This is a genomic window from Flavobacterium sp. ARAG 55.4 (assembly GCF_051846875.1).
In the GTDB taxonomy this organism is placed as follows: Bacteria; Bacteroidota; Bacteroidia; order Flavobacteriales; family Flavobacteriaceae; genus Flavobacterium; species Flavobacterium plantiphilum.
The window spans coordinates 42170-67736 of record NZ_JBPYCT010000013.1; the positions used below are offsets into that span (position 1 = coordinate 42170).

Annotated in this window: 22 protein-coding genes; 4 read left to right on the forward strand and 18 right to left on the reverse strand. The window is 33.3% G+C overall.

Annotated features, from left to right (window positions below; all coding sequences use genetic code 11):
• Positions 1–9 precede the first annotated feature (9 nt).
• From ACSV4D_RS14335 to ACSV4D_RS14345, 3 genes are all read left to right on the forward strand, one after another.
• Positions 10–738 (forward strand): TIGR00730 family Rossman fold protein, encoded by a 729-nt coding sequence (locus tag ACSV4D_RS14335; RefSeq protein WP_408079093.1) that lies wholly within the window; start codon positions 10–12, stop codon positions 736–738.
• A 92-nt stretch (positions 739–830) separates the two neighbouring features.
• The gene (locus tag ACSV4D_RS14340; protein WP_439228793.1) at positions 831–3668 is read left to right on the forward strand and encodes an aminopeptidase; all 2838 of its coding nucleotides are present in this window, start codon (positions 831–833) and stop codon (positions 3666–3668) included.
• A gap of 184 nt (positions 3669–3852) precedes the next feature.
• Entirely contained in the window at positions 3853–6261 is a 2409-nt protein-coding gene (locus tag ACSV4D_RS14345; protein ID WP_439228794.1) for an alpha-ketoacid dehydrogenase subunit alpha/beta, read from the forward strand.
• Between the two features lie 92 nt (positions 6262–6353).
• Here ACSV4D_RS14345 and ACSV4D_RS14350 read toward each other — a convergent pair whose 3' ends face one another.
• The 17 genes from ACSV4D_RS14350 to rpsF form a co-directional block, all read right to left on the reverse strand.
• Positions 6354–7058 carry a response regulator transcription factor gene (locus tag ACSV4D_RS14350; RefSeq protein WP_408079087.1) on the reverse strand — a complete coding sequence of 235 codons (705 nt, stop codon included), beginning with the start codon at positions 7056–7058 and terminating at the stop codon, positions 6354–6356.
• A 3-nt stretch (positions 7059–7061) separates the two neighbouring features.
• Positions 7062–8642 (reverse strand): sensor histidine kinase, encoded by a 1581-nt coding sequence (locus tag ACSV4D_RS14355; RefSeq protein ID WP_408079085.1) that lies wholly within the window; start codon positions 8640–8642, stop codon positions 7062–7064.
• Between the two features lie 80 nt (positions 8643–8722).
• Positions 8723–9298 carry a dephospho-CoA kinase gene (gene coaE / locus ACSV4D_RS14360; RefSeq protein ID WP_439228795.1) on the reverse strand — a complete coding sequence of 192 codons (576 nt, stop codon included), beginning with the start codon at positions 9296–9298 and terminating at the stop codon, positions 8723–8725.
• A gap of 3 nt (positions 9299–9301) precedes the next feature.
• Complete coding sequence (locus ACSV4D_RS14365) at positions 9302–10300, reverse strand: glycosyltransferase (RefSeq protein ID WP_439228796.1); 999 nt, start codon at positions 10298–10300, stop codon at positions 9302–9304.
• Positions 10301–10452: 152 nt separating this feature from the next.
• Positions 10453–11643, reverse strand: coding sequence for an enoyl-ACP reductase FabV (fabV, locus tag ACSV4D_RS14370; protein ID WP_408079079.1), 1191 nt, complete (start codon positions 11641–11643; stop codon positions 10453–10455).
• Between the two features lie 100 nt (positions 11644–11743).
• Complete coding sequence (gene recN / locus ACSV4D_RS14375; RefSeq protein ID WP_439228797.1) at positions 11744–13396, reverse strand: DNA repair protein RecN; 1653 nt, start codon at positions 13394–13396, stop codon at positions 11744–11746.
• A 53-nt stretch (positions 13397–13449) separates the two neighbouring features.
• A complete protein-coding gene (locus ACSV4D_RS14380) occupies positions 13450–14334 on the reverse strand; it encodes a DUF4835 family protein (RefSeq protein WP_439228798.1) in 885 nt (294 codons plus the stop codon).
• Positions 14327–15538, reverse strand: a complete 1212-nt coding sequence (gene coaBC, locus ACSV4D_RS14385) for a bifunctional phosphopantothenoylcysteine decarboxylase/phosphopantothenate--cysteine ligase CoaBC (RefSeq protein ID WP_439228799.1) — start codon at positions 15536–15538, stop codon at positions 14327–14329. The genes ACSV4D_RS14380 and coaBC overlap by 8 nt, the downstream gene beginning before the upstream one ends.
• Before the next feature lie 6 nt (positions 15539–15544).
• The gene (locus ACSV4D_RS14390) at positions 15545–15862 is read right to left on the reverse strand and encodes a DNA-directed RNA polymerase subunit omega (protein ID WP_073243113.1); all 318 of its coding nucleotides are present in this window, start codon (positions 15860–15862) and stop codon (positions 15545–15547) included.
• A 9-nt stretch (positions 15863–15871) separates the two neighbouring features.
• A complete protein-coding gene (locus ACSV4D_RS14395; RefSeq protein WP_439228800.1) occupies positions 15872–16666 on the reverse strand; it encodes an outer membrane protein assembly factor BamD in 795 nt (264 codons plus the stop codon).
• Between the two features lie 137 nt (positions 16667–16803).
• Positions 16804–17685, reverse strand: a complete 882-nt coding sequence (gene dapA / locus ACSV4D_RS14400) for a 4-hydroxy-tetrahydrodipicolinate synthase (protein ID WP_439228801.1) — start codon at positions 17683–17685, stop codon at positions 16804–16806.
• A gap of 9 nt (positions 17686–17694) precedes the next feature.
• Positions 17695–18213 carry a DUF6913 domain-containing protein gene (locus ACSV4D_RS14405; protein WP_439228802.1) on the reverse strand — a complete coding sequence of 173 codons (519 nt, stop codon included), beginning with the start codon at positions 18211–18213 and terminating at the stop codon, positions 17695–17697.
• 153 nt (positions 18214–18366) lie between these two features.
• A complete protein-coding gene (ligA, locus tag ACSV4D_RS14410) occupies positions 18367–20367 on the reverse strand; it encodes an NAD-dependent DNA ligase LigA (protein WP_439228803.1) in 2001 nt (666 codons plus the stop codon).
• A gap of 76 nt (positions 20368–20443) precedes the next feature.
• Complete coding sequence (locus ACSV4D_RS14415) at positions 20444–20917, reverse strand: DUF6495 family protein (protein WP_408079062.1); 474 nt, start codon at positions 20915–20917, stop codon at positions 20444–20446.
• A gap of 152 nt (positions 20918–21069) precedes the next feature.
• Entirely contained in the window at positions 21070–21513 is a 444-nt protein-coding gene (gene rplI, locus ACSV4D_RS14420; protein ID WP_408079060.1) for a 50S ribosomal protein L9, read from the reverse strand.
• A gap of 63 nt (positions 21514–21576) precedes the next feature.
• Positions 21577–21873 (reverse strand): 30S ribosomal protein S18, encoded by a 297-nt coding sequence (gene rpsR / locus ACSV4D_RS14425; RefSeq protein ID WP_007138295.1) that lies wholly within the window; start codon positions 21871–21873, stop codon positions 21577–21579.
• A 5-nt stretch (positions 21874–21878) separates the two neighbouring features.
• Positions 21879–22220 (reverse strand): 30S ribosomal protein S6, encoded by a 342-nt coding sequence (rpsF, locus tag ACSV4D_RS14430; RefSeq protein WP_071185910.1) that lies wholly within the window; start codon positions 22218–22220, stop codon positions 21879–21881.
• Positions 22221–22387: 167 nt separating this feature from the next.
• Here rpsF and ACSV4D_RS14435 point away from each other — a divergent pair, with 167 nt between their 5' ends.
• A complete protein-coding gene (locus ACSV4D_RS14435) occupies positions 22388–23083 on the forward strand; it encodes a LytR/AlgR family response regulator transcription factor (protein WP_408079057.1) in 696 nt (231 codons plus the stop codon).
• Here ACSV4D_RS14435 and priA read toward each other — a convergent pair.
• The gene (gene priA, locus ACSV4D_RS14440) at positions 23080–25533 is read right to left on the reverse strand and encodes a replication restart helicase PriA (RefSeq protein ID WP_439228804.1); all 2454 of its coding nucleotides are present in this window, start codon (positions 25531–25533) and stop codon (positions 23080–23082) included. The two genes, ACSV4D_RS14435 and priA, sit on opposite strands and share 4 nt — an antisense overlap.
• Positions 25534–25567 lie beyond the last annotated feature (34 nt).

Genomic DNA, 25567 nt, shown 5'->3' on the forward strand with positions numbered 1-25567 from the left:
ATACACAATATGAGACTAGAAGATTTTGACAATGATGAAGAAAAAATAATTCAGGACAGATTGAAGCAAAAAACATGGAATGAAATCCGCACCAATGACAGTTGGGCTATTTTTAAAATCATGTCTGAATTTGTAAATGGCTATGAAACCATGGGTCGCATTGGTCCCTGCGTTTCTATTTTTGGCTCAGCTCGTACTAAAGCAGCAAATAAATATTATGATCTGGCCGAAAAAATTGCTTTTAAAATCAGTAAAGCCGGTTACGGTGTTATTACAGGTGGCGGTCCCGGAATTATGGAAGCCGGTAACAAAGGAGCACACCTGGGAGGCGGTACCTCTGTAGGACTAAATATAGAACTGCCTTTTGAACAGCATTTTAATCCTTATATTGACCATGATAAGAACCTCAATTTTGATTATTTTTTTGTTAGAAAAGTAATGTTTGTCAAATATTCACAGGGATTTGTAGTGATGCCCGGAGGTTTTGGAACACTCGATGAAATGTTTGAAGCAATTACTTTAATTCAAACCAAAAAAATTGCGCGTTTTCCAATTATTTTAGTGGGAAGTACCTATTGGTCCGGTCTGATAGACTGGATAAAAACAGTGTTAATTGAACAGGAAGAAACCATAAGTCCTGATGATTTAAAACTAATTAAGATAGTAGATCATGAAGATGAAGTCGTAGAAGTTTTAGATAACTTCTATAAGAAATACACATTGAAACCTAATTTTTAAAGAGCTGTTTTTTACAGCTTTTTTTGTTTAATTCATTTTGTATAATCTAAAAAAAATGTATATTGAAATACTATTAAAACCCCTGTCAACCATTGAATATAATTTTCAGATTTTCATTTGCTTATGTCTTGTTTTTTGCCTGTGCTTGTAGCGTAACGGCACAAAACAGCAACCGGCTATGGGTAGAAATAGATACTGAAGTACACAGACTGGATATCAGACAGGAAATTGACTACTACAACTCCTCTACTGACACTATTTCAGAAATTGTACTTAATGACTGGAATAATGCTTTCGCCGATGTAAAAACTCCTTTAGCTGAACGTTTTTCGGATGAATTTTACCGTGGATTTCATCTGGCAAAAGAAGAAGAACGCGGAAAGACTTCGAATATAACCATTACCGACAACAATAAAACACTATTATCCTGGAAACGCACCGAAAAAAATCCGGATATTGTAGTGATACAATTATTAAATAAACTTGCTCCCAATCAAAAAATCAAACTCCGATTAAAATATACTGTAAAAATTCCAAGCAGTAAGTTTACAAAATTTGGTTATGATGATTTAGGAAATATGTACCTTAAATCCTGGTTTCTCACCCCTGCCCGATATGAGAATCATGATTTTGTAGTATATAACAATGAAAATCTGGATGATATTGCTAATACAGTGACTGATTATGATCTTGAACTAAAACTGGCAAAAGGTTTTACTGTTACTACTGATTTAAATACAACCGAAGAAATTAGCAATAACGATTATGCTGTTTATAAACTGAGCGGAAAAAACAGAGTTGATTTTGAACTTTTTATAGAACCCAAATCCAGTTTTACTAATTTTAAAAGCGAACGTTTTGAAGTAATCACCAATCTAGACGGAGATAAAGTAGTTCCGGAAGATCAGGCTAAAGCTATTGATTGTGTCGTACGATTTGTGAAAAACAACATTGGTGATTATCCATTTGAAAAAATTGTAGTTTCCCAAACAGATTATGAAAGAAATCCATTTTACGGACTCAGTCAGTTACCCTCATTAATACGGCCTTTCACAGACGAGTTTACTTATGAATTGAAATTTTTAAAAACCTATCTCAACGTTTTTCTCAATAACAGTCTTTTTATTAATAACCGAAAAGAAAGCTGGATACACAATGGGATTCAGGTATTCATCATGATGAAATACATTGAAGAAAATTATCCCGATGCAAAAATGCTGGGAAAAGCCGCTACTTTTAGATTATTAAAAAGCTACAACCTCACAAATCTTGATTTCAACGAACAATACAGCTATTTTTACATGCTGATGGCCCGAAAAAATCTGGATCAGGAATTAGGAGCACCTAAAAATTATCTGATAAAATTTAACGAACAAATTGCCAGTAAATACCGTGCCGGTTTAAGCCTGCGTTTTTTAGAAAATTACAGTGAAAACAATGCGGTAAGCAGTAGCATTCGCATGTTTTATACCGAAAATAAAACAAAACAAACATCAGAATCTGATTTTGAAAACATCCTGAAACGACAAACAGCTAAAGAAATAGACTGGTTTTTTAAAACAATAATCCACTCCAGAGATTTAATTGACTATAAATTCAATAAGGTTAGTAAAACGAACGACAGTATTTATTTTTCACTAAAAAATAAAACGAATGTTAATAATGTTCCCGTTCCTGTTTATGGTATAAAAAATGGAGAAATTGTATTTAAAAAATGGTTAGAACCAGCTACAAATAACAGTGTTTACAGCATAAAAAGAAATGATGCCAATAAAATTGTACTGAACTATAAAAATGAAGTTCCGGAATACAACCTAAGAAACAACTGGAAATCATTAAAGCCTTTTTTTCCTAACAACCGTCCCATAAAATTTGTCTTTATGAAGGATTTAGAAGATCCTTTTTACAACCAGGTTTTGTATGTACCCACTTTAGAATACAACCTCTATGACGGGCTTATACCCGGAATGAGACTGCATAATAAAACTATTTTGGACAAACCTTTTATCTTTGATATAAATCCGGCTTATTCCACTAATACGAATACTTTTTCAGGTTCAGGCTCTTTTACCATTAATCAAAATTATCGCAGCAGCAGGTTGTACAATGTAAAATACTCTTTATCGGGTTCTTATTTTCATTATGCACCCGATGCGTTTTACACCAGATTCAATCCAAATATACAAATACGAATCAGAGAAAATGATTTCAGAGACAACCGGAAACAATTAATTTATTTACGTCAGGTTATGGTAAACCGGGAAAAAAGTGCCATCATTTCTAATGACAATTCGAGTGAAAACTATTCTGTATTTAATGCTAAGTATTTCAATACAAAAACAGAAGTTACTGCGCATTCTAATTTTGTAAGTGATGTCCAGTTATCTGATAAATTTGGGAAAATAGCAACAGAATTTGAATACCGGAAATTATTTGAAAACAACCGCCAGATTAATTTACGTTTTTATGCAGGAACTTTTTTGTACAATAAGAGTAATTCAGATTTTTTTAATTTTGCTTTAGACAGACCTACCGATTATCTTTTTGATTATGGTTATTACGGACGTTCTGAAAGTAGTGGATTTTTTAGCCAACAACTAATTATTGCCGAAGGCGGCTTTAAATCAAAACTGGACACCGCATTTGCCAATCAGTGGATTAGCACCCTAAATGCAGGATACACCATTTGGAACTGGATTGAAGTGTATGGTGATATAGGTGTATTGAAAAACAGAACTAAAAATCCTGTTTTTGCTTTTGACAGCGGTATCCGTCTCAATTTAGTAACCGATTATTTTGAACTCTACCTACCTGTTTATTCTTCTAACGGATGGGAAATAGGCCAGAAAAATTACAATGAAAAAATACGATTTATAATTACTTTTTCTCCAAAAATTTTGGTTAACCTATTTAATCGGAAATGGTTCTAAATAACTAAACCAAAGCCGTAATTATATTATTCTCAAATAAAAAGGTTAAAAAACACGTATATTTAAAAAATAACTGATTAGTATTGAATAAAAATATCAAATTACAAATAGTTTTTCTATAATTGAATTATGATAATAGCCAGTTTTTAAGTAAATTTGCACGATGAATTATAATCTTTCAATTATGATAAAAGAAAAAAACAATACGACATTGACATTTGAGGATTTCAAGACCGAAGTATTGAATGATTATAAGATTGCAGTAACAAGTCGAGAATGTAGTCTTTTAGGACGCAGAGAAGTTTTGACAGGTAAAGCAAAATTTGGAATTTTTGGAGATGGAAAAGAAGTTCCGCAAATAGCAATGGCGAAGTTTTTTAAAAACGGAGATTTTCGCTCGGGTTATTATCGTGATCAGACTTTTATGATGGCCATTGGCGAATTGACAATTGCTAATTTTTTTGCCGGATTATATGGAAATACAGATATAAAACAAGAACCCATGTCGGCCGGAAGGCAAATGGGAGGTCATTTTGTTACTCATAGCCTCAATGACGACGGCAGTTGGAAAAACTTAACGAAACAGAAAAATTCAAGTTCAGACATCTCTCCTACTGCCGCTCAAATGCCCCGTTTATTAGGGCTAGCACAAGCTTCTAAATTTTATCGTGAAGTTACCAATATTCCGAATCAAAAAAACTTTTCTCACGCAGGAAATGAAATTGCCTGGGGAACAATAGGAAATGCAAGTACTTCCGAAGGAGTCTTTTTTGAAACCATAAATGCTGCAGGAGTGTTACAGGTACCAATGCTGATTAGCATCTGGGATGACGAATACGGTATTTCGGTACATGCAAAACACCAGACCACAAAAGAGAATATCTCCGAAATACTATCCGGTTTTCAGCGTGAGGAAGACAGTAACGGAATTGAAATACTTACAGTTAAAGGCTGGGATTATTCTGATTTAATAACAACTTATGAAAAGGCATCCAAAATTGCCCGTGAAAAACACATACCTGTATTAGTTCACGTTCAGGAACTGACACAGCCCCAGGGACATTCCAGTTCCGGTTCACATGAAAGATATAAGAGTTCTGCAAGACTTAGCTGGGAAAAAGAGTTTGACTGTATCAGGCAAATGCGTTTGTGGATGATAGCCATTAACATTGCTTCTGCAGAAGAGTTAAACGAAATTGATGCCGCTATTAAAAAAGAGGTTTTAGAAGCTAAGAAAGCAGCATGGAATTCTTTTATAACCCCTATTGTTGCTGAAAAAAATGAAGCTGTTTTATTATTAGAAAAAATTGCCGCAACAAGCAAAAATAAAGATCAGATCTTAAAACTTTCTAATAATCTGAAAAACATAAAAGATCCTCTAAAAAAAGAAATATTAGTTACTGCCAGAAAAGCACTTCGTTTATTAGTAAATGAAACAGGCGGGACTCAGTTATCGCTTTGGATACAAAAATACACCCAAAAAACTCAGGCTATTTTCAGTAATAACCTTTACTCAGAATCTAAAAACAATGTGTTTTCTGTAAAAGAAGTTCTTCCGGTTTACCCTGAAAATGCACGAAAAGATACTGACGGAAGAATGGTTATCCGGGATAACTTTGATGCTTTATTTGCTAAATACCCTGAAGTACTCATTTTTGGTGAAGATTCCGGAAATATTGGCGATGTTAATCAGGGACTTGAAGGAATGCAGGAGAAATACGGAGAAACCCGTGTTGCCGATGTAGGTATTCGGGAAGCCACCATAATAGGACAAGGAATAGGTCTTGCATTAAGAGGACTCCGTCCTATTGCCGAAATTCAGTATCTGGATTATTTATTATATGCTATCCAGATTCTCAGTGACGATTTAGCATCACTACAGTACAGAACAGCAGGAAAACAAAAAGCACCTTTAATTATAAGAACCCGTGGACATCGTTTAGAAGGAATCTGGCATTCCGGATCTCCTATGGGAATGATTATAAATGCAATTAGAGGGATTCATGTTTTGGTTCCAAGAAATATGACTAAAGCAGCCGGATTTTACAATACTTTATTAGAATGTGATGAACCTGCCTTAGTTGTAGAATGCTTAAACGGATACCGACTGAAAGAAAAAATGCCTTTGAATTATGGTGAATTCAAAACACCAATCGGAGTCGTTGAAACTATTAAAGAGGGAACTGACATTACACTTGTTTCTTATGGTTCCACTCTGAGATTAGTAGAACAAGCTGCAAAAGAACTCGCTGAAATTGGTATTGATTGTGAAATCATCGACATCCAGTCTTTACTCCCGTTTGATATTAATCATGATATTGCTAAAAGCGTTCAAAAAACAAACCGCCTTCTTGTTATTGATGAAGATGTTCCGGGCGGAGCTTCTGCTTTTATCCTACAGCAAATTATAGATAATCAGGATGCCTTTAAGTTTTTAGACAGTAAACCGCAAACTTTATCCGCAAAGGAACACCGCCCTTCTTACGGTACTGATGGGGATTATTTTTCTAAACCTTCTATAGAAGACATTTACGAGAAAGTATACAGCATTATTTCTGAAGCAAACCCTTCGAAATACCCAAGTTTGTACTAAAGAAAAAAAGATATACAAGCTTTAACAAAAAAAAATGCCCCAAAAAACACAAACTATTTGGGGCATTTTTTTATGAAAAGAAAATTCTTCTTCTATTTTTTTATTACTAATCGGAAACCTTCTCCGTGTATGTTCAGGATTTCTACATTCTCATCCAGTTTCAGATACTTTCTCAGTTTAGCAATGTAAACGTCCATACTTCTGGAAGTAAAATAATTATCATCTCTCCAGATTTTAGTTAACGCTAATTCTCTTGGCATTAAATCATTTTCATGAAGAATTAACATTTTCAATAATTCATTCTCTTTTGGAGATAGTTTTACAGGTTCTTCACCATTAAAACTTAAAAAACGTAATTTAGAATTCAAATGAAACTTACCAATTGTAAATTCAAAAGGAACTTGTTCTGCTTTAACATCAGAAGCTTTTCTTTGAATAATTGCTTTAATTTTCATTAACAAAACTTCAGAATCAAATGGTTTATTTAAATAATCATCTGCTCCGGCTTTGTATCCTTTCAAAACATCTTCTTTCATAGATTTGGCAGTAAGAAAAATTATTGGCACTTCGGCATTTTTCTCTCTTATTTCTTTAGCTAATGTATAACCGTCTTTATAAGGCATCATTACATCTAAGATGCATAAATCATAAGAATCTTTTTTAAATTTTTCGAAACCTTCCATACCATTTTTTGCCAGAGTAACATCAAAGTCATTCAGCATTAAATAATCTTTAAGAACAGCTCCAAAATTTAAGTCGTCTTCTACTAAAAGAATTTTTTTATTTATATTTTCCATATTTTAGTTTATTAGAGGTAATTTTATAATGAAGGTACTTCCTTTTCCCTTTTCGCTTTCTACGTAAACTTGTCCGTTATGATCTTCAACTATTCTTTTTACATAAGCTAAGCCTAAACCGTGCCCTTTAACATTATGTAAATCTCCGGTATGCTCTCTGTAAAATTTTTCAAACACCCGTTTTTGAGCTGTTTTACTCATTCCTAATCCCTGATCTTTTATTTTAATAAGAATCATATCTTTAATATTCTCCGTATAAATATCAATCTTTGGCATCTCCGGCGAATATTTTATTGCATTTTCCAATATATTAACAATAACATTTGTAAAATGCACTTCATTAATCAAAACGGTGGTTCTGGCTGCTTCAAAATGATTATTAATTTCGCCTTGTCTGTCCTGCAAAATTAAATTTACATGCTCAATAGCATCATAAATCACTTCTTCAACATTGCTCGAACCTTTTTCTATATCTAATTCCTTTTTTTCTAATTTTGAAATTCGTAATACATTCTCCACCTGAGCATGCATGCGTTTATTTTCATCCCTGATCATTTGCAAATACCTGAAAACCTTTTCCTTATCTTCAATGATTTTAGGGTTTTTTATTGCGTCTAATGCCAGATTAATGGTAGCAATAGGCGTTTTAAACTCATGCGTCATATTGTTAATAAAATCAGTCTTAATCTCAGATATCTGACGCTGACGGATTAATTGATTTAGGGCACTTGAATAAGCAACTAAAATAATCAATGTAAATACTATTGACAAAATGGTAATACTTACTAATTCAGACAAAAGAAATTTCTTTTTATTAGGAAATGCAACCGACAACTGATACCTTTCATTCCCTTCGTTATCAGCAAGAATAGGAATTGAATAAGTAGCATCTTCATCAAAATGAAATCCTTCTGATTTTATTTTTGTAGGCGATCCTTTACTGAAAATTGCAAATTCAAATTTAGTGTTCACTCCATGGTCAACCAGTTCTTTTTTCAAAAGTTCTCTTAATTTTTCTCTTGAAATTCTTTCCTCGATAGACAATGTCGAAGCATAATCTTTATAAGAAATTTGCAACTGCACCTTATTCAAAACATCCAGCGTACCATCTTTGTAATCCCTGGAATCCGGCATTACACTCTTATTCAATCCTGAATTATCAACATTATTATTATTGTTATATACTTCAGTTAACCTTTTAGAACTAAAACTTTTAAAACCGTCATTCTTTTTATTAAATAATGATCCGTTAAAATCATATTTTTCAGATGAAATACTGTTTTTGTAAATAATCGTTTTATTTGTTTTTGTGTTTCTCTGAACAAATAAAATTTCAAACAAATCATTCTTTTCAGGAATTTTACCTGTACTGTCTTTTATCCGATTTATTTTTTCATAAAAAGTATATTCTTCCTGCTTTTCAAGTTTATCTGCTACATTATCAATAACCTGAGTAACATGATATTTGAACTGTTCATCATTATTTTTAAATGATGTATTAAACCAATATACCTGAACAAGTATTATCCCAATCAGAGACAAACTCATTAATAAAACCAGAAATTTAAAAAACAATTTATTCATCAAAACAAAATTAACATTTTAACACTATGGTTGATAATGTATTAACCAAACATTAACATCTACCACAGTTATTGCTTAATCTACAAAATTTTAAGAATTTTATTGATTTCATCCTTAGCTAAGTCAATATCAATATTCTCAATCACAAAATCACTTTTAGAAATTCGTTGCTCATCTGTCCACTGCGCATCCATTCTTTTTAATATTTGCTTTCTTTGAGTATTATCACGTTGCAAAACACGCGAAATTCTTAACTCTAAAGGTGCTGTTACGGTAATAATATATTCAAAATCTTTATAACTACCACTTTCAAACAAAATAGCAGATTCATACACTAACAAAGGAAAGTCAGTATGTTCTGAAAGCCATCTTTTATAATCTCTCCTTACAGCCGGATGCACAATAGCATTTAGTTCTTTTAACTGATCGGGATTATTAAATACTATTTCTGCTAATTTAGACCTGTTCAATTGCTCATTTTCAAAAATATTTTTCCCAAATTTCGATTCAATGGCTTCAGTAATTTCCTGTTGTTGCATTACTTTTTTTCCGGCATCATCAGCGATATACACAGGAATTCCTAATGATACCAAATAGTTTGCAATAGTGGTTTTCCCGCTTCCTATTCCTCCTGTTAAACCAACAACTTTTTGCATAGATTAATTTTTGAAAAATAAATAAGGAAAAGCTTCTTCTGGTTTTTTCTTCAGAATAATTATTTTAATATAAGATTCTAAAAATCCCATTCCATATCCTAAAAACTGTTTCCAGACTGCAGTTACTGAAAGATATCCAATTTTGATACTTTTATTTTGAACAGTGGAAACTAAAAATATAATAAAAAAATAAACGCAATATAATTTTGCCAGTAAATCATAAGTAAAAATCAGCAATGCTACCGAAAGCGCCAGACCAATAATAAACACCGATGGGAAAAAGAACGTCAATTTATTATATTTAGGATACCAGCTGTTTAAAATAGGTCTTGCTTTCCCAAATTTATTTACCTGTACAGAAAACTTGTCCCAGTCAATCCTTCTTTTGTGATATACGTAAGCCGCAGGAAAAAGTTTTGTTTCGAAACCCAAATCCCATAATCTGATTGACAAATCAGGATCTTCACCCGGATGAATGTTTCCAAAACCATTAGATGCCTCAAATGCTTTGCGGGAAATTCCCATATTAAAACTTCGGGGCTGGAATTTATCTATTTTCTCTGACCCACCTCTGATTCCGCCGGTAGTAAGAAAAGAAGTCATTGCAAAATTGATAGCTTTTTGAATATCTGAAAAACTATCCAAAGCCCGATCAGGTCCACCAAAACAGTCTACATAATGCGTTTTTAATGCCTTATCAACTTCTGTTAAGTATTCTACCGGAATAATACAATCAGAATCAAAAATGATAAAATAATCTCCCTTAGCTACTTTCATTCCGTAATTTCTGGAATCTCCGGGACCTGAATTTTCTTTATAGTAGTACGAAATTGATAATTTGTTTTGATACTGATGAACAACATCTTCACAACGAATTGCAGAACCATCTTCGACAATTACAATTTCAAAATCTTCTTTGTAATTTAATTTTGATAAACTTTCTAAAAGTTCATCTACTTCATCCGGGCGATTATACACGGGAATAATCAAAGAAAAATACATATTCTTAAAAGCGGTATTAATTATACAATATAAATGTAATATTTTAACAAAGATAGACTTTAAACCATAATGCGCCTTACTTTTAAATGTTTTTATACACTTAAAATAAGACGCATTACACTAAAATTTGTTCTTTATTTTTCGAAATAAAATTAGGCGATACTTTCCACCTGAACCATTTCGTCAGCTTCAGCTTTATAATCTACTCCGGCTAAATCAAAACCAAATAAATTATAGAAATCTTTTCTGTATCCTTCTAAATCTCCTATTTCAGCTAAATTTTCAGTAGTTGCCTGTTCCCACAACTGAGCAACCTGAGCCTGAACATCATCACGCATTTCCCAGTCATCAATACGGATCCTGCCTTTTTCATCCACTGGCACTTCTCCTCCTGTAAATAATCTTTGTTGGTATAAACGTTGAATTTGCTCAATACAACCTTCGTGAATTCCTTCAGCTTTCATTATTTTATACAATAAAGAAATATACAATGGAATTACAGGAATAGCTGAACTTGCCTGAGTAACCAAAGCTTTATTAACCGAAACATAAGCTTTTCCATTAATATCCGCTAAGCTATCTGAAATTTCAAAAGCTGTAGCTTCCAGATGATCTTTTGCACGACCAATTGTTCCTTTTCTGTAAACTGCCTCCGTTACTGATGGCCCAATATAAGAATAAGCAACTGTTACAGCACCCGGAGCCAATAAATTTTCAGCTTTTAAAGCATCCATCCACATAGCCCAGTCTTCTCCTCCCATAACAGCAATTGTATTTTCAATATCGTCACCACTGCATGGTTCAATAGAAACTTCAGAAACTTTCCCGGTATGAAAATCTACTGTTTTATTTGTAAAAGTGTTACCAATAGGTTTTAAAACCGAACGGTGTGTCACTCCTGTATTTGGATTAGTACGTACCGGAGAAGCCAAACTATAGATAACTAAATCAACCTGACCTAAATCAGCTTTAATTAAATCTAAAGTTTCTCTTTTTACTTCATTTGAAAAGGCATCCCCATTAATACTTTTTGCATACAAACCAGCCTTGTGAGCTTCTTTTTCAAAAGCGGCAGAATTGTACCAGCCTGGTGAAGCTGTTTTTCCAGCCACTGGTGGTTTTTCAAAAAATACTCCAATAGTTGCTGCATCAGAACCAAAAGCACTTGAAATTCTTGAAGCCAAACCAAAACCAGTAGAAGCACCAATTACCAATACTTTTTTAGCGCCATCAATAGCTCCTTTTGATTTAACATATTCAATTTGATTTTTGACATTTTGCTCAGCGCCAGCCGGGTGTGCTGTCAGGCAAATAAATCCTCTCATTCTAGGTTCTATGATCATAACGTATCAATATTATATTTTTATTTGTTTTTTTAGCGGATAAAACAATGACATGTGCCGGAAAGGCTATCATTTTGGAAGGCAAATATAGGGCATTTTTTTAGTTCAACAAGGCTTTTGCATGATTTAGAGCCGAATCAGAAACGATGGTTCCTGATAGCATTTGAGCAATTTCTACCACACGTTCCTGGTTCGTTAATAACTTTAACTCTGATTGCGTATCCTCATCTACTGTTGATTTAGAAACTTTAAAATGTGCATCGCCTTTAGCCGCTATTTGTGGTAAATGAGTAATGGCAAAGATTTGCATTTTCTGACTCATTTCTTTCATGATCTCCCCCATTTTAATAGCAATTTCCCCGGAAACTCCGGTATCAATCTCATCAAAAATTAAAGTTGGTAATTTTGAATATTGTGCCAAAATTGCTTTTACAGCCAGCATAATTCGGGACATTTCCCCTCCTGACGCCACTTTTTTCAGTAAGCCGAAATCAGTTCCTTTATTAGCCGAAAACAGAAACTGCAATTCGTCTTTTCCATTAGCAAAATAAGTTTCGCCCTGAATGACTTCAATTTTAAAACGCACATTTGGCATCCCTAAAGTGGCTAAAATCGCTATCATTTTATCAGACAAAACCGGAATCGCCTCAATTCTGTTGTCATGAATTGTGGTTGCTAAATTATCTAATTGGATTCCTTTTTCCTGAATTTGATTATTCAAAAGTGCTATTTCCTCTTCTATATTTCCTAATTCTACAACCTCATTTTCTAATTTGGCCTGAATGTCCAATAATTCATCTACCGTAAGCACCTGATGCTTTTTTTGTAAATTATAAATCAATTGTAACTTCTGATTGGTATGCTCTAATAGCTCCGGATCGAAAATTATTTTTTCAGAATGACGATTCATTTCGTCTGAAATATCATCAAATTCAATGGCTAAACTGGTAATTCGTTCTAACAATTCCTGATATTCAGATGAAAAAGCAGCGATTTTTTGAATCGAATTTTTGATTTCCTTCAAATTACTTAAAACACCAAACTGCTCTTCATTGGCAATAGCCAGAGACTTATCAATTGACTCTTTAATGATTTCAACATTATTAAGCTGTTCAAAAACAGTTTCTAATTCTTCCTGTTCTCCTGATTTTAACTGAGCAGCAAGTAATTCATTTAATAAAAAAGTATGGTATTCCTGTTCTTTATTAGATTCGCTTTGTTTTTTAATCAGCGTGTTTAGTTTAGATTTATCTGCTTTATAATTTTTAAGAAGCATTTGATAACCCGCAATAACCTGCTGATTATCAGCAATAGCATCTATGATATCAAACTGGACATTTTCATCAGTCAATTCTCTGGTTTGCTGCTGCGAATGAATATCAATCAAAAACACTCCTAAATCCTGAAGTTCCTGAAGATTTACAGGACTGTCATTAATAAAAGCACGCGATTTTCCCGAAGGAAGAATTTCTCTTCGAATGATTGTCTCGTTTTCATAATCCAGATCATTGGCTTCAAAAAAAGCAACTAAATTGTATTTAGAAATATCAAACTGAGCTTCAATAATGCATTTTTCTTCTTTATTTTTAAGCGAAGTCAAATCGGCCCGTTTTCCTAACACTAATCCTAATGCTCCTAAAATAATAGATTTTCCCGCACCGGTTTCACCTGTAATAATTGAAAATCCTTTAGAAAAATCAATAGTTAATTTTTCTATTAAAGCATAGTTTTTTATTGATAGTGCAGTAATCATTGGTAGTAATTATTATGAAGTTGTGTTCGTTGATTTTAAAAAATTAAAAATAACTAATATTTCAACATGGCCCATTTACTGGAATTCAAAGGCGAAAGTTTGTTCAAATTATCAACTAAATCTGTAATTGTAATACTGGGACCGCCTGAAAAAACGGAAGTAATTTCATCCGATTTAGCATCAAACAATATTCGGGTTAAATAAGCATTTGGCTTAGAATTGTATAATTTATTTAAGGAAACTAAAGCTGTTTTTATTTTTTCTTTGGCTGCTTTTTTATCGGTAATCATCGCATCTAAGCCCTGATGATAATCGAATAATGTTTTTCTAATTTCAACATACGTTGGCGAAAGCAAATCATTAATTAAATAATAACGATTTTGATTTCCATCTAATTGGCTCCAGCCCTTATAACTGCTTTGTTGCGCTACTGTAGCAATAGTTTGCGCAATCTGATAATTAGAATCACCTGATTGAAATTCAAAAGTATCTCTGTCCATTCCCAAAATCACATAAGTATAAAATGAGATTACCGAAATTAAATTAGACTGAAAAGAATTGACATTAAATACTAAATTTTCAAATTCCGTGTAGGTAAAACTAAAATCTTTATCATTAATATTCAACACCGGAGATTCATACGAAGAGTCAAAAACCGGACGGGAAGACTGCACCTGAATAGTTGCGGAGAATTGATCAGAACTGTGTGAAAGTAAGGTAATATACATCGAACAATTGATTTTTTCCTGTTGTCGGAATGTTTCAGTTGTCCAGTCGGTTTTGTTTACAAATTCATTTAAAGAGGTTTCCAGCGTTTTATAAATTTGCTGATTAGGATTTCCCATTTTCTGAGCATTTACTGTTACGGTACAGTTTAATTGTTGTCCGTGAACAACACTAAAGCTAACTAATAAAAGGAAAAACACTATCTTATTCATAAAAATGAGCTATTACTTTATTTAAAATATCATCGGCAACCGCTTCTTTGGATTTCAATTCCATCGGTTCTGTTTTAAAATCTTTATCAATAAAAGTAACTTTGTTTGTCGTTTTCTGAAAACCGGCACCTTCATCCTGTAAAGAATTTAAAACAATCAAATCTAAGTTTTTTTTCCGGATTTTTGCCTTTGCATTCTCAATTTCATTTTCAGTTTCTAATGCAAAGCCAATTAAAAACTGATGTTTTTTAGCTTCACCCAGTGACAGCAGGATATCTTTTGTTTTTTCAAGTTCAATAACAAAATTATCTGTGGTTTTTTTAATTTTTTGTTGAGCAATATTTTTAGGCCTGTAATCAGCAACGGCAGCTGCGGCAATTGCCACATCAACTGCATTGTAACAGTCATGACAGGCATCATACATTTCTTGTGCCGAAGTAACTTTTACAACATTTATCAAAGAATGATTCACTGTAAAATGAGTTGGACCTGTAACTAAAATAACTGAAGCTCCAAGATTAGCAGCACTTTTTGCAATATCAAAACCCATTTTCCCAGACGAATGATTACCTATAAAGCGGACAGGATCAATAGCCTCATATGTAGGACCGGCTGTAATTAATATTTTTTTACCTTTTAAAGGCAGTTTACTTTCTAAATCAGCTTCAAGAAAACGAATAATATTTTCCGGTTCTGCCATTCTTCCCTCACCGGATAAGCCACTGGCCAGCTCACCACTTTCGGCAGGAATGATGGTATTTCCAAATTGTTCTAAAGCGGTAAAACTTGCAATTGTAGACGGGTGCTTATACATATCTAAATCCATTGCAGGAGCAAAATAAACAGGACATTTTGCGGATAAATAAGTAGCAATAAGCAGATTATCACAAGCACCGTTTGCCATCTTAGACAAGGTATTTGCTGTAGCAGGAGCAATAACCATCAAATCAGCCCAAAGACCGAGTTCAACATGATTATTCCATTTTTCATCTTCATCATCCTGATTAAAAAAAGTAGAATAAACAGGGTTTTTAGACAGGGTAGATAAGGTAAGCGGAGTTACAAAATCCTTAGAAGCAGGTGTCATGATCACTTGGACATGTGCACCTGCTTTTATAAAAAGTCGTACTAAAGACGCTGTTTTATAGGCGGCAATTCCGCCAGAAACACCTAGCAAAATTCTTTTACCGCTTAAAACTGACATAGTAACTTATTTATTTGATTCTCTGTAATAGATTTTACCATCTAACCATTCCTGAACAGCTAAAGCATGTGGTTTTGGTAATTTTTCATAAAATTTAGAAACCTCGATTTGTTCTTTATTTTCAAAAACTTCTTCAAGACTGTCATTATATGTAGCAAACTCTTCCAATTTTTCAGTCAATTCTTTTTTAATTTCAGAATTAATCTGGTTTGCTCTTTTAGCCATAATGGTAATTGCTTCATACACATTTCCGGTAGGTTGTTCAATAACCGTTTTGTTATAAGTTATTGTGTTTACCGGAGCATTCGTCTTTTTTAAATCCATGACTTTTAGTTATTTAGTATATTTTTGTAATTCTTGTTCAACACGGGCATACATTTCGCCAGCCTGTTCTTTATATTTGGTATCAGGATCAAATTTTACTAAATTTTGATATGAAACCTTAGCTACATTCAGCCTTTCTTCCATCTTTGCAGGTACACTATTAATACCTAATTTATAAGCGGAGTCAAACTTATAAAATAAAGCATCTTCTTTAAATTTAGTTCCCGGATATTCCGCAATAAAATTATCAAATGCTACTAACGCTGATTTGTAATCGGAAATAGTATTATATGATTTTGCATTTTCATATATTTTTTTCTCTATTTTTTCAGACAACAATTTCGTTAAACCATTGGCTTCTGCGAGGTATTCTGAATTCGGAAATCTATCAATAAACGATTGCAGCTTTTCAATTGCTTTATAAGTATCAGCCTGATCTAAACTGTAAACCGGTGATAAAATAGCATAACTTTTAGCCCCTAAAAAAGAAGCTTCCTGAATCTTTGCACTTTTTGGATAACCTGAAGCAAAACTTTCAAACTGATAAGCAGCCAGATAATACTGCTTCGTTTTATAATAAGACTGCGCATACATATAAAATAATTTCTCTGCCTGCGGTTTACCTCTGTATTCAGGAGCTATTTGTTCAAAAAGACGAATCGCTTTCGAATATTTACCCTGAGCATATAACGTATCCGCCATTGCAAATTTTACCGCAACATTTTCGCTTTTCAAAGCTTTTTGATACTCATTACATGAACTAAAAAGAGCTATAAGAAGCAATAAGGATACAATTTTTTTCATCTTTAATTTTATTTTTAAATACAGATTTCTCTTTAAAATCTATAAAAAATCATACCGAAGTTTCGGTGGCAAATTTAGTTATTAATTTAGCGACTACAAAATATTTCTTAGCATAAAAAAATACTTGCAATAAATGGCTATTTGTCTATTTTAGATACAAATTCATTTATTCTGTTTTGCAAATCTTCATCTACACTTACCAATGGTAAACGCACTGTATTATCAGCAAGACCTAATGCCTGAAAAACCTGTTTAATTCCGGCCGGATTGCCCTGTTCAAAAATCATATCAATACAATCTGACAACAAATACTGTGATTTAAAAGCTTCATCCACCTTGCGATTCAGTCCTAAACGAATCATTTCAGAAAATTCTTTTGGAAAACCCTGAGCAATAACAGAAATAACTCCTGAACCACCTGCTAATACAGTTGCCAGTGCCGTCATATCATCACCCGAAATCACATGAAAATCTTTTGCTTTATCTTTTAGCAATTGCATCGCCTGAACAATATCACCTGCAGCTTCTTTGATAGCGACTATATTTTTAAAATCATTTGCTAAACGCAAAACTGTTTTTGGCAACATATTACTTGAAGTCCTGCCCGGAACATTGTAGAGAATTACCGGAACCGGAGATGCTTCTGCAACAGCTTTAAAATGCTGATAAATTCCTTCCTGTGTTGGTTTATTATAATAAGGAGAAACTGATAAAATTGCCGCAAATGGAGACATATTTCTCTTTTTCAACTCTCCGACTACTTCCATAGTGTTATTTCCTCCAACTCCTAAAACTAAAGGCAAACGACCATTATTAGCTTCTATAATTGTCTGAATTACTAATTCTTTTTCGTCACCGGATAAAGTTGCATTTTCAGCAGTGGTTCCTAAAATAACCAGATATTCCACTCCACCGTCTACAGAAAAATGTACAATTCTTTTTAATGCTTCGGTGTCAATTGAAAAATCTTCTTTGAAAGGAGTCACAAGAGCAACACCAGTTCCTATTAATGATTGCATGTTTTTAGTTTATATTTTGTTTAATTTTTTTAAATACTTAAATAATTCCTGAATAAAGACTTTGTTGTTTTCCGGATTAGTCGCTATCATGAAATTGTTCAAACGCTTGTCAATCGTTGAAAAACCAACTTTAAATTTAGCTTTTGATTCATTTGTCACAATTAGTAAAATTGATTTTTCAATATCATAATAATTTATCAACAAATCAAATTCCTTAGTAATAAAATCATTTACCGCTTCATTTTTAATCTGACCTTTCCAATTTAAATGAAAGGCTTCCAGTTTTGTTACAGAAGTTGTAAAATCTATATTCGCTTTACTTTTATAAAGTAACAAATCAATGTTTTCTTTTACAATTCCATTAGCTATTAAATCTTTGACTAATAACTCCGTACCTGCAAAATGACTTGCATCGACTACTAATCCTACTGTTTTTATATTACCCGAAAACACGCTACTTTTTACATCAAGTAAGCTGTTTTTTAATGCTTTTCTTAGCGAAAATTCTTTTAAGTAATTTAAAAACATAACTTATCTTTATTAGCAAACAAAATTAATTAATTAAGTTACACTATAGCCGGCAAATCTAAAAAAGTATAATGACGATTTGAAACTTTTTGTTAAATTCTTAACACTTATTTTTACTTCTGCTAAAAAAATATCCTGGCAAAACATCTTATACTATTGCAGCATATTCATAAAATCATTTTCTGAAATAATGGGGATATTTAATTTATTAGCTTTATCCAGTTTTGCCGGTCCCATATTATCTCCTGCAACCACATAATTTGTTTTAGCCGAAATAGAACTCCCTACTTTCCCTCCATTATCTTCAATAGCTTTTTTGAGCTCCTCTCTTGAAAACACTGTAAAAACTCCTGAAACAACAAAAATCTTTCCTTCTAATTTATTAGTCGCATTCAGGTTTATTTTTTCAACAATTTCAAATTGAACACCGTAACTTTTAAGTCGTTCAATGATAATTTTATTTTCTTCATTTTCAAAAAAATCAACCACGCTTTGTGCTATTCGATCCCCAATTTCGTCCACCAAAACCAATTCTATTAAACTGGCTTTACTTAACGCATCAATATTTTTATAATGCTTGGCTAATTTTCTGGCCACTGTCTCCCCTACATAACGAATTCCAAGGGCATATAGTACACTTTCAAAAGGAACGGCAGTTGATTTTTTTACTCCGTTGACCAAATTTTCTGCGGATTTTTGTGCCATTCTATCCAAAGGCAAGATTTGCTCAACTGTTAATTCATACAAATCAGCATAGTTATGAACCAAACCATTATTAAAAAGAAGCGCAACTGTTTCTCCACCCAGACCTTCAATATCCATTGCTTTTCGCGAAATAAAATGCTGAATTCGCCCAATAATCTGCGGTGGACAACCATAAAAATTAGGACAATAATGATTCGCTTCACCTTCGTTTCTTACTAATTCGGTATGACATTCCGGGCAGTGGGTAATATATTGAGTAGGCTCTGAATTTCCAGGACGCTTAGACAAATCAACCGCAATAATCTTAGGGATTATTTCTCCTCCTTTTTCGACAAAAACAGTATCATCAATTCGGATATCCAGTTTTATAATTTGGTCAGCATTGTGTAACGAAGCACGTTTTACAATTGTTCCTGCTAATTGCACCGGCTCCAAATTAGCAACAGGCGTAATCGATCCCGTTCGCCCTACCTGATACGAAATAGAATTTAACCGGGTAAATACCTGCTCTGATTTAAATTTATAAGCCATTGCCCAACGCGGGGACTTAGCCGTATAACCTAATTCTTCCTGATGTTGTATACTATTTACTTTTACAACCACACCATCAGTCTCATACGGTAAATTATGTCGGTGTATATCCCAATAATCTATAAAATCAAAAACATCCTGTAAATTATTAGCAACAATAGCTTCTTTAGGCACTTTAAACCCCCAGTTTCGGGCAGCAATCAATCCGTCAAACTGAGAAGAAAAAGACAGCTTTTCACCTGCAACAGAATAGAGTAAACACTCCAAAGGTCTTTTAGCCACCTCAGTACTGTCCTGTAATTTTAAACTTCCGGAAGCCGTATTTCTGGGATTAGAATAAGGAATCTCACCAATTTCTATCAATTCCTGATTCATTTTTTCGAACCCGGCAAAAGGTAAAATAATCTCACCTCGAATATCAAAATTTTCAGGATAATTATCTCCTTTTAAAGTCAGCGGTACAGAACGAATAGTCTTAATGTTATTTGTCACATCATCACCCTGAAACCCATCACCACGGGTAACCGCACGAACTAATTTTCCTTTTTCATAAGTTATACTAATAGAAGCTCCGTCATATTTCAATTCGCAGGTGTATTGCAAATCGACGTCACCTAAAACTTTCTGAATACGCTTCTCCCATTCTATTAAATCTTCTTTAGAATAAGAATTATCTAAAGAATACATTCGCTGCCTATGCACTACAGTCTGGAAATTTTTAGTGATTGCTCCCCCCACTCTTTGGGTTGGAGAATTTGAATCAAAATATTCCGGATATGCATTCTCCAAATCCTGAAGTTCTTTTAGTTTTATATCAAACTCATAATCAGAGATTGTAGCATTATCTAAAACATAGTAGTTATAATTATGAAGATTAAGTTCTTCTCTTAATTCCTGAATTGTATTTAGCGTATCCATATAAAAAAAATTGGTCATTTTAGCTTCTGTAAACAGCGTACTAAAATAACCAATTTAAAAGAAATAATCTTAAAAATTACGATTCTATAATTGAATTTATTTGTTGAAATAATTGTCCGTCACTAAGGAAAGCACCTTGCTGAATCAACGAAAAAACGGATGCATTACGTTCATCAGTAAACACTTTTTTTCCTACTTTCATTTCAATTGTTTCGGTGAACATGTTATCACTCAGCCATTGCAAACCATCCTTGGTTAAAAAATCAACTTCAGGAACTAAGGATTTTAAAACAATTGATTTTACTTCAGTTTCAAAACATTGAAAAAGGAAAATATGATTTTTAGAAAAATGCTCTAAATATTCTGCTTTAGACAAAACACCTTCCCAAATCAAATCAGAAAAAACATCCAGTTCCTGCTCAGCCACTTCTGGTTTTTCTGTTTTAATCTTATCCCATTCTGCTTTATCAATAGACTGGGTCGCTAAAAAATTAGTAAATTCCGGATGTAGTTCTTCAAACTGTTCTTTTGTAAGTCTTGTGTATTTCATGTCATTTCGAGGAACGAAGCAATCTCGTTCCAGTTTAATTAAAAATTCAAAAATGATGCGATTGCTTCGTTCCTCGCAATGGCATCAAACAAAAAAAAATCCCGATCTCGTTTTTTAGAACGAGACGGGATTTAAATATGATTATTAAGAAATTATGCTTTTTCAGCAACAATTTCGTATGGTAAATCAACGATAACATCTCTGTGCAATCTTACAGTAGCTGAATATTTTCCAGTACGTTTAACGATTCCGCTTGTGATGAATTTTCTGTCGATAGACTGTCCTGCTTTTTCTAAAGCTGCAACGATGTCAATATTTGTGATTGAACCAAATAATTTTTCACCACCTGCTTTTGCAGAAATTTTAATTTCAAGCCCTTTTAAAGTTTCAGCTAACGCTTTAGCATCAGCAACAATTTTAGCTTCTTTGTGCGCTCTTTGTTTTAGGTTCTCAGCTAATACTTTCTTTGCAGAAGCAGTAGCCAATTGAGCAAATCCTTGAGGGATTAAGTAATTACGACCGTATCCGTTTTTTACAGTTACCACATCGTCTTTAAAACCTAAATTTTGAACGTCTTGTTTTAAAATCAATTCCATGTTGTTGTCCTTATGTTATAGAAGTTAGCCCGCCGTGGCGAGGCAACAACTGTTGTTTTTATATTATTTTAATAAATCGGCCACGTATGGCATTAAAGCTAAGTGACGCGCTCTTTTTACAGCTACAGACACTTTTCTTTGGTATTTCAATGAAGTTCCTGTTAAACGACGTGGAAGAATTTTTCCTTGCTCATTAACAAATTTCAATAAGAAATCAGCATCTTTATAATCGATGTATTTGATTCCTGATTTTTTGAAACGACAATACTTTTTAGTTTTGTTAGTTTCTATATTTAAAGGAGTAAGATATCTGATATCTCCGTCTTTTTTTCCTGAAGCAGATTGTTGTAATGTTGCCATGATAATTAAGCTTTTTGAGATTTAAGTTTTGCTCTTCTTCTTTCAGCCCAAGAGATAGCATGTTTGTCAAGACTTACAGTTAAGAAACGCATAACTCTTTCGTCACGTCTGAATTCAGTTTCAAATGCCAAAAGAACTTCTCCTGATACTTTGAATTCAAACAAATGGTAAAAACCAGATTTCTTGTTTTGGATTTCGTAAGCCATTTTTTTCAGACCCCAATCCTCTTTAGCTACCATTTCTGCTCCTCTACTAGTAAGAAAATCTTCAAATTTGCTTACTGTTTCCTTTACCTGAACATCAGATAAAACGGGATTTAAAATGAAAACAGTTTCATAATGATTCATAAAAATTTTATTTATTTGTTAAATTGGCTGCAAAAGTAATCTTTTTATTCGAATAAAAAAACAAAAATAAACTTTATTCGTTGTACTGCAAAAAAAACCGATTAAGATTAGCATTTGTAAATAAATTACAATACTTTTACTTAGCCAAATCTTAAAATATAAAAAATATGAAACTTAATTGTGTCATAGTAGATGATAGTTCAATACAAAGAATGATTATCACAAAGTTAGTAAATAATCACCCTAATCTACATCTTGTGGGTGATTTTTCAAATGCAATTGAAGCAAAAAGCTGCATGTCTATACATTCAGTAGACTTAATCTTTCTTGATATAGAAATGCCTGTCATTAGCGGTTTTGACTTTTTAGACGGACTAAAAACCAAACCTCAGATTATTTTCATTACTTCAAAAGCAGAATATGCTTTAAAAGCATTTGATTATGATGCTACCGACTATTTGCAAAAACCTATAGCATTAGATCGTTTTAGTACCTCTGTAAAAAGAGCGATTGACTTACACTTACTTAAACAAGATACAAAAGAAGAAGAAGGTGAGCATATTTTTATCAAAAGTAATTTGAAAAAATTAAAAATCTACACTTCAAGAATCAAATGGATTGAAGCCTTTGGAGATTATGTAAGAGTAGTTACTGAGGACGACAGCAATCTGGTGCTTTCCACAATGAAATCATTTGAAAACGACTTACCAAGCAAGAAATTTGTTCGCGTTCACAAATCCTATATTATTAATATAGACAAAGTAGAACGATTCAATAGTAAGTTTGCCGAAATCGGAGCAACAAAAATTCCGTTAAGCAGAAACAAAAAAGATGATTTAATTAAAGCATTATCTTTCGCTTAATAAAAATCTACATTTAGCGCCACTTTTATCACCCGGTATTGCGGCACAGCATCAAAACTATTCAATATTTTTTGGATAGTTTTTTTTGTATTGTTAATCGACAAATTTTGAGGAATTTTAATCATTATTGTCCTGATAAATTCATTTCTGATTCTGTTAATCCTTGGTTCTTCGGGTCCAAGAACAGGAATATTTAAATTTTGATTTAACACCTGATACAACCACATCGATCCTTCTTTTAATTTATCAAAATCACGATGTTTCAAAGTTATTTTAATAATTCTGAAATAAGGAGGATACATGTATATCCTGCGATCATACAACTGTTCCTTATACATCCCGATATAATCATTATTAGTAACCTGCTGAATGGTGTTATGGTTAGGATTATAAGTCTGAATAATTACTTTTCCCTGCTTTTCTGAACGCCCTGAACGTCCCGCAACCTGAGTCATGGTTTGAAAACTTCTTTCAAAAGCTCTAAAATCAGGATGATACAACATATTATCAGCATTCATAATTCCTACTAAACTCACATTATCAAAATCCAGACCTTTGGCAAGCATTTGCGTTCCAACCATAATGTCGATTTCTCGATTCTTAAAACTATCAATAATTCTTTCGAAACCAAATTTTCCGCGGGTAGTATCCTGATCCATCCGGCCTATTTTACTATCCGGGAACAATTGTATCAGTTCCTGCTGAATTTGTTCAGTTCCAAAACCTTTAGTTGTTAAATCAATACTGGAACAGCTGTGACAATTTGTAGGTTTAGCAATCGAGTATCCACAATAATGACAACGCAGTTGATTTTTATGTTTGTGATAGGTAAGACTAACATCACATTGCCGGCATTGCGGCACGTGACCACACGTCATACATTCTAATAATGGTGAATACCCTCTTCTGTTCTGAAACAAAATTACCTGTTCTCCTAAAGACAAAGCGACAGCAATTGCATCAATCATAACATCACTAAAATGTCCCGTCATCCTTTTCCTGAAATATTTGTCTTTTAAATCCACTAATTCAATTTCAGGCATCATCACATTCCCGTAGCGCTTGCTGATTTGAACCAAACCATATTTAGCTGTCACCGTATTGTAATAAGATTCAATACTGGGCGTAGCTGAACCCAGCAAAACCTTCGCTTTGAAAAAACTGGCTAAAACTATCGAAGCATCACGGGCATGATATCGGGGTGCAGGATCTGTTTGCTTAAAAGTCTGTTCGTGCTCTTCATCAACAATTACAAAACCTAAGTTAGAGAATGGTAAAAACAAAGCCGACCTCGCTCCTATTACAATTTGTGCTTTCTCCGAATTCTGCAACACCTGACTCCAGACTTCTACACGCTCATTATTATTGTATTTCGAATGAAAAACAGCTACTTTATTTCCAAAATGAGCCTGCAATCGCGTTACTAATTGTGTGGTCAGAGCAATTTCAGGCAATAAATACAAAACCTGTTTTCCCTGAACCAGATAATCTTCTATGAGTTTAATATAAATTTCTGTTTTCCCACTCGAAGTGACACCGTGCAACAAACAAACTTCTTTTTCCAGTAAACTCGCTTTAACTTCTTCAAAAGCTTTTTGCTGCGCTTCACTTAATTGCAATTGATTAGAATCAGATTCTCCTGTAAAGCTAACCCGGTCTTCCTGTATCAGATAGTCTTCAAATACCTCTTTATCAATCAAAGCTTTTACTATACCCGAAGAAACTCCCGAAACTTCCGTTAATTGTTTCACAGCAACAGGCTGTTTCTTTTCACTGGCACTTAACTGAAAATATGCAAGTACTATTTCTTTCTGTTTATTGGCATTTTTTAATGTACTTAATAAATTATTCAGTCCCTGATCTGAATCATACTTAGGATGCAGCCTGATGTACCGGACTAATTTTGGTTTATAACTTTCCTGTATCTCCTCCTGTAAAATTAAAATTCCTTTGTCTATTAATTTCTGAATAACGGGAAAAACACTTTTTTTATTCAAAATTCCAATGACATCCTGAATCCGGAGCGATGATTGCTGTTGCAAAGCCTGATAAATCAAAAATTCTTCATCAGTAAGCTGACTTTCATCAACAAATACTCCGCTTTTTTGCGTAATTAAAGTTTCGTTCTCCAACAACAAAGCAGTCGGCATTGCCCCACGATACACATCACCGATAGCACACATGTAATAATCCGCTATCCATTGCCAATGTCTGATTTGATTTTCAGTAACAATTGGTTTTTCATCTAAAATCTGATGGATTTCTTTTGCTTCATATAATGCCGGCTTATTTTGATGTAAATCAATAACTAAAGCGGTGTAAATTTTACTCTTACCAAACGGAACCGCTATTCGCATCCCTTTTTGAATATAATCATATTCAGCCTCAGAAACACTATAGGTAAAGGTTTTGGCCAGAGCCAATGGTAAAATTACTTCAACAAAATACATATAACAGTAAGTAGAATTAATAGAAAGAGAGGAA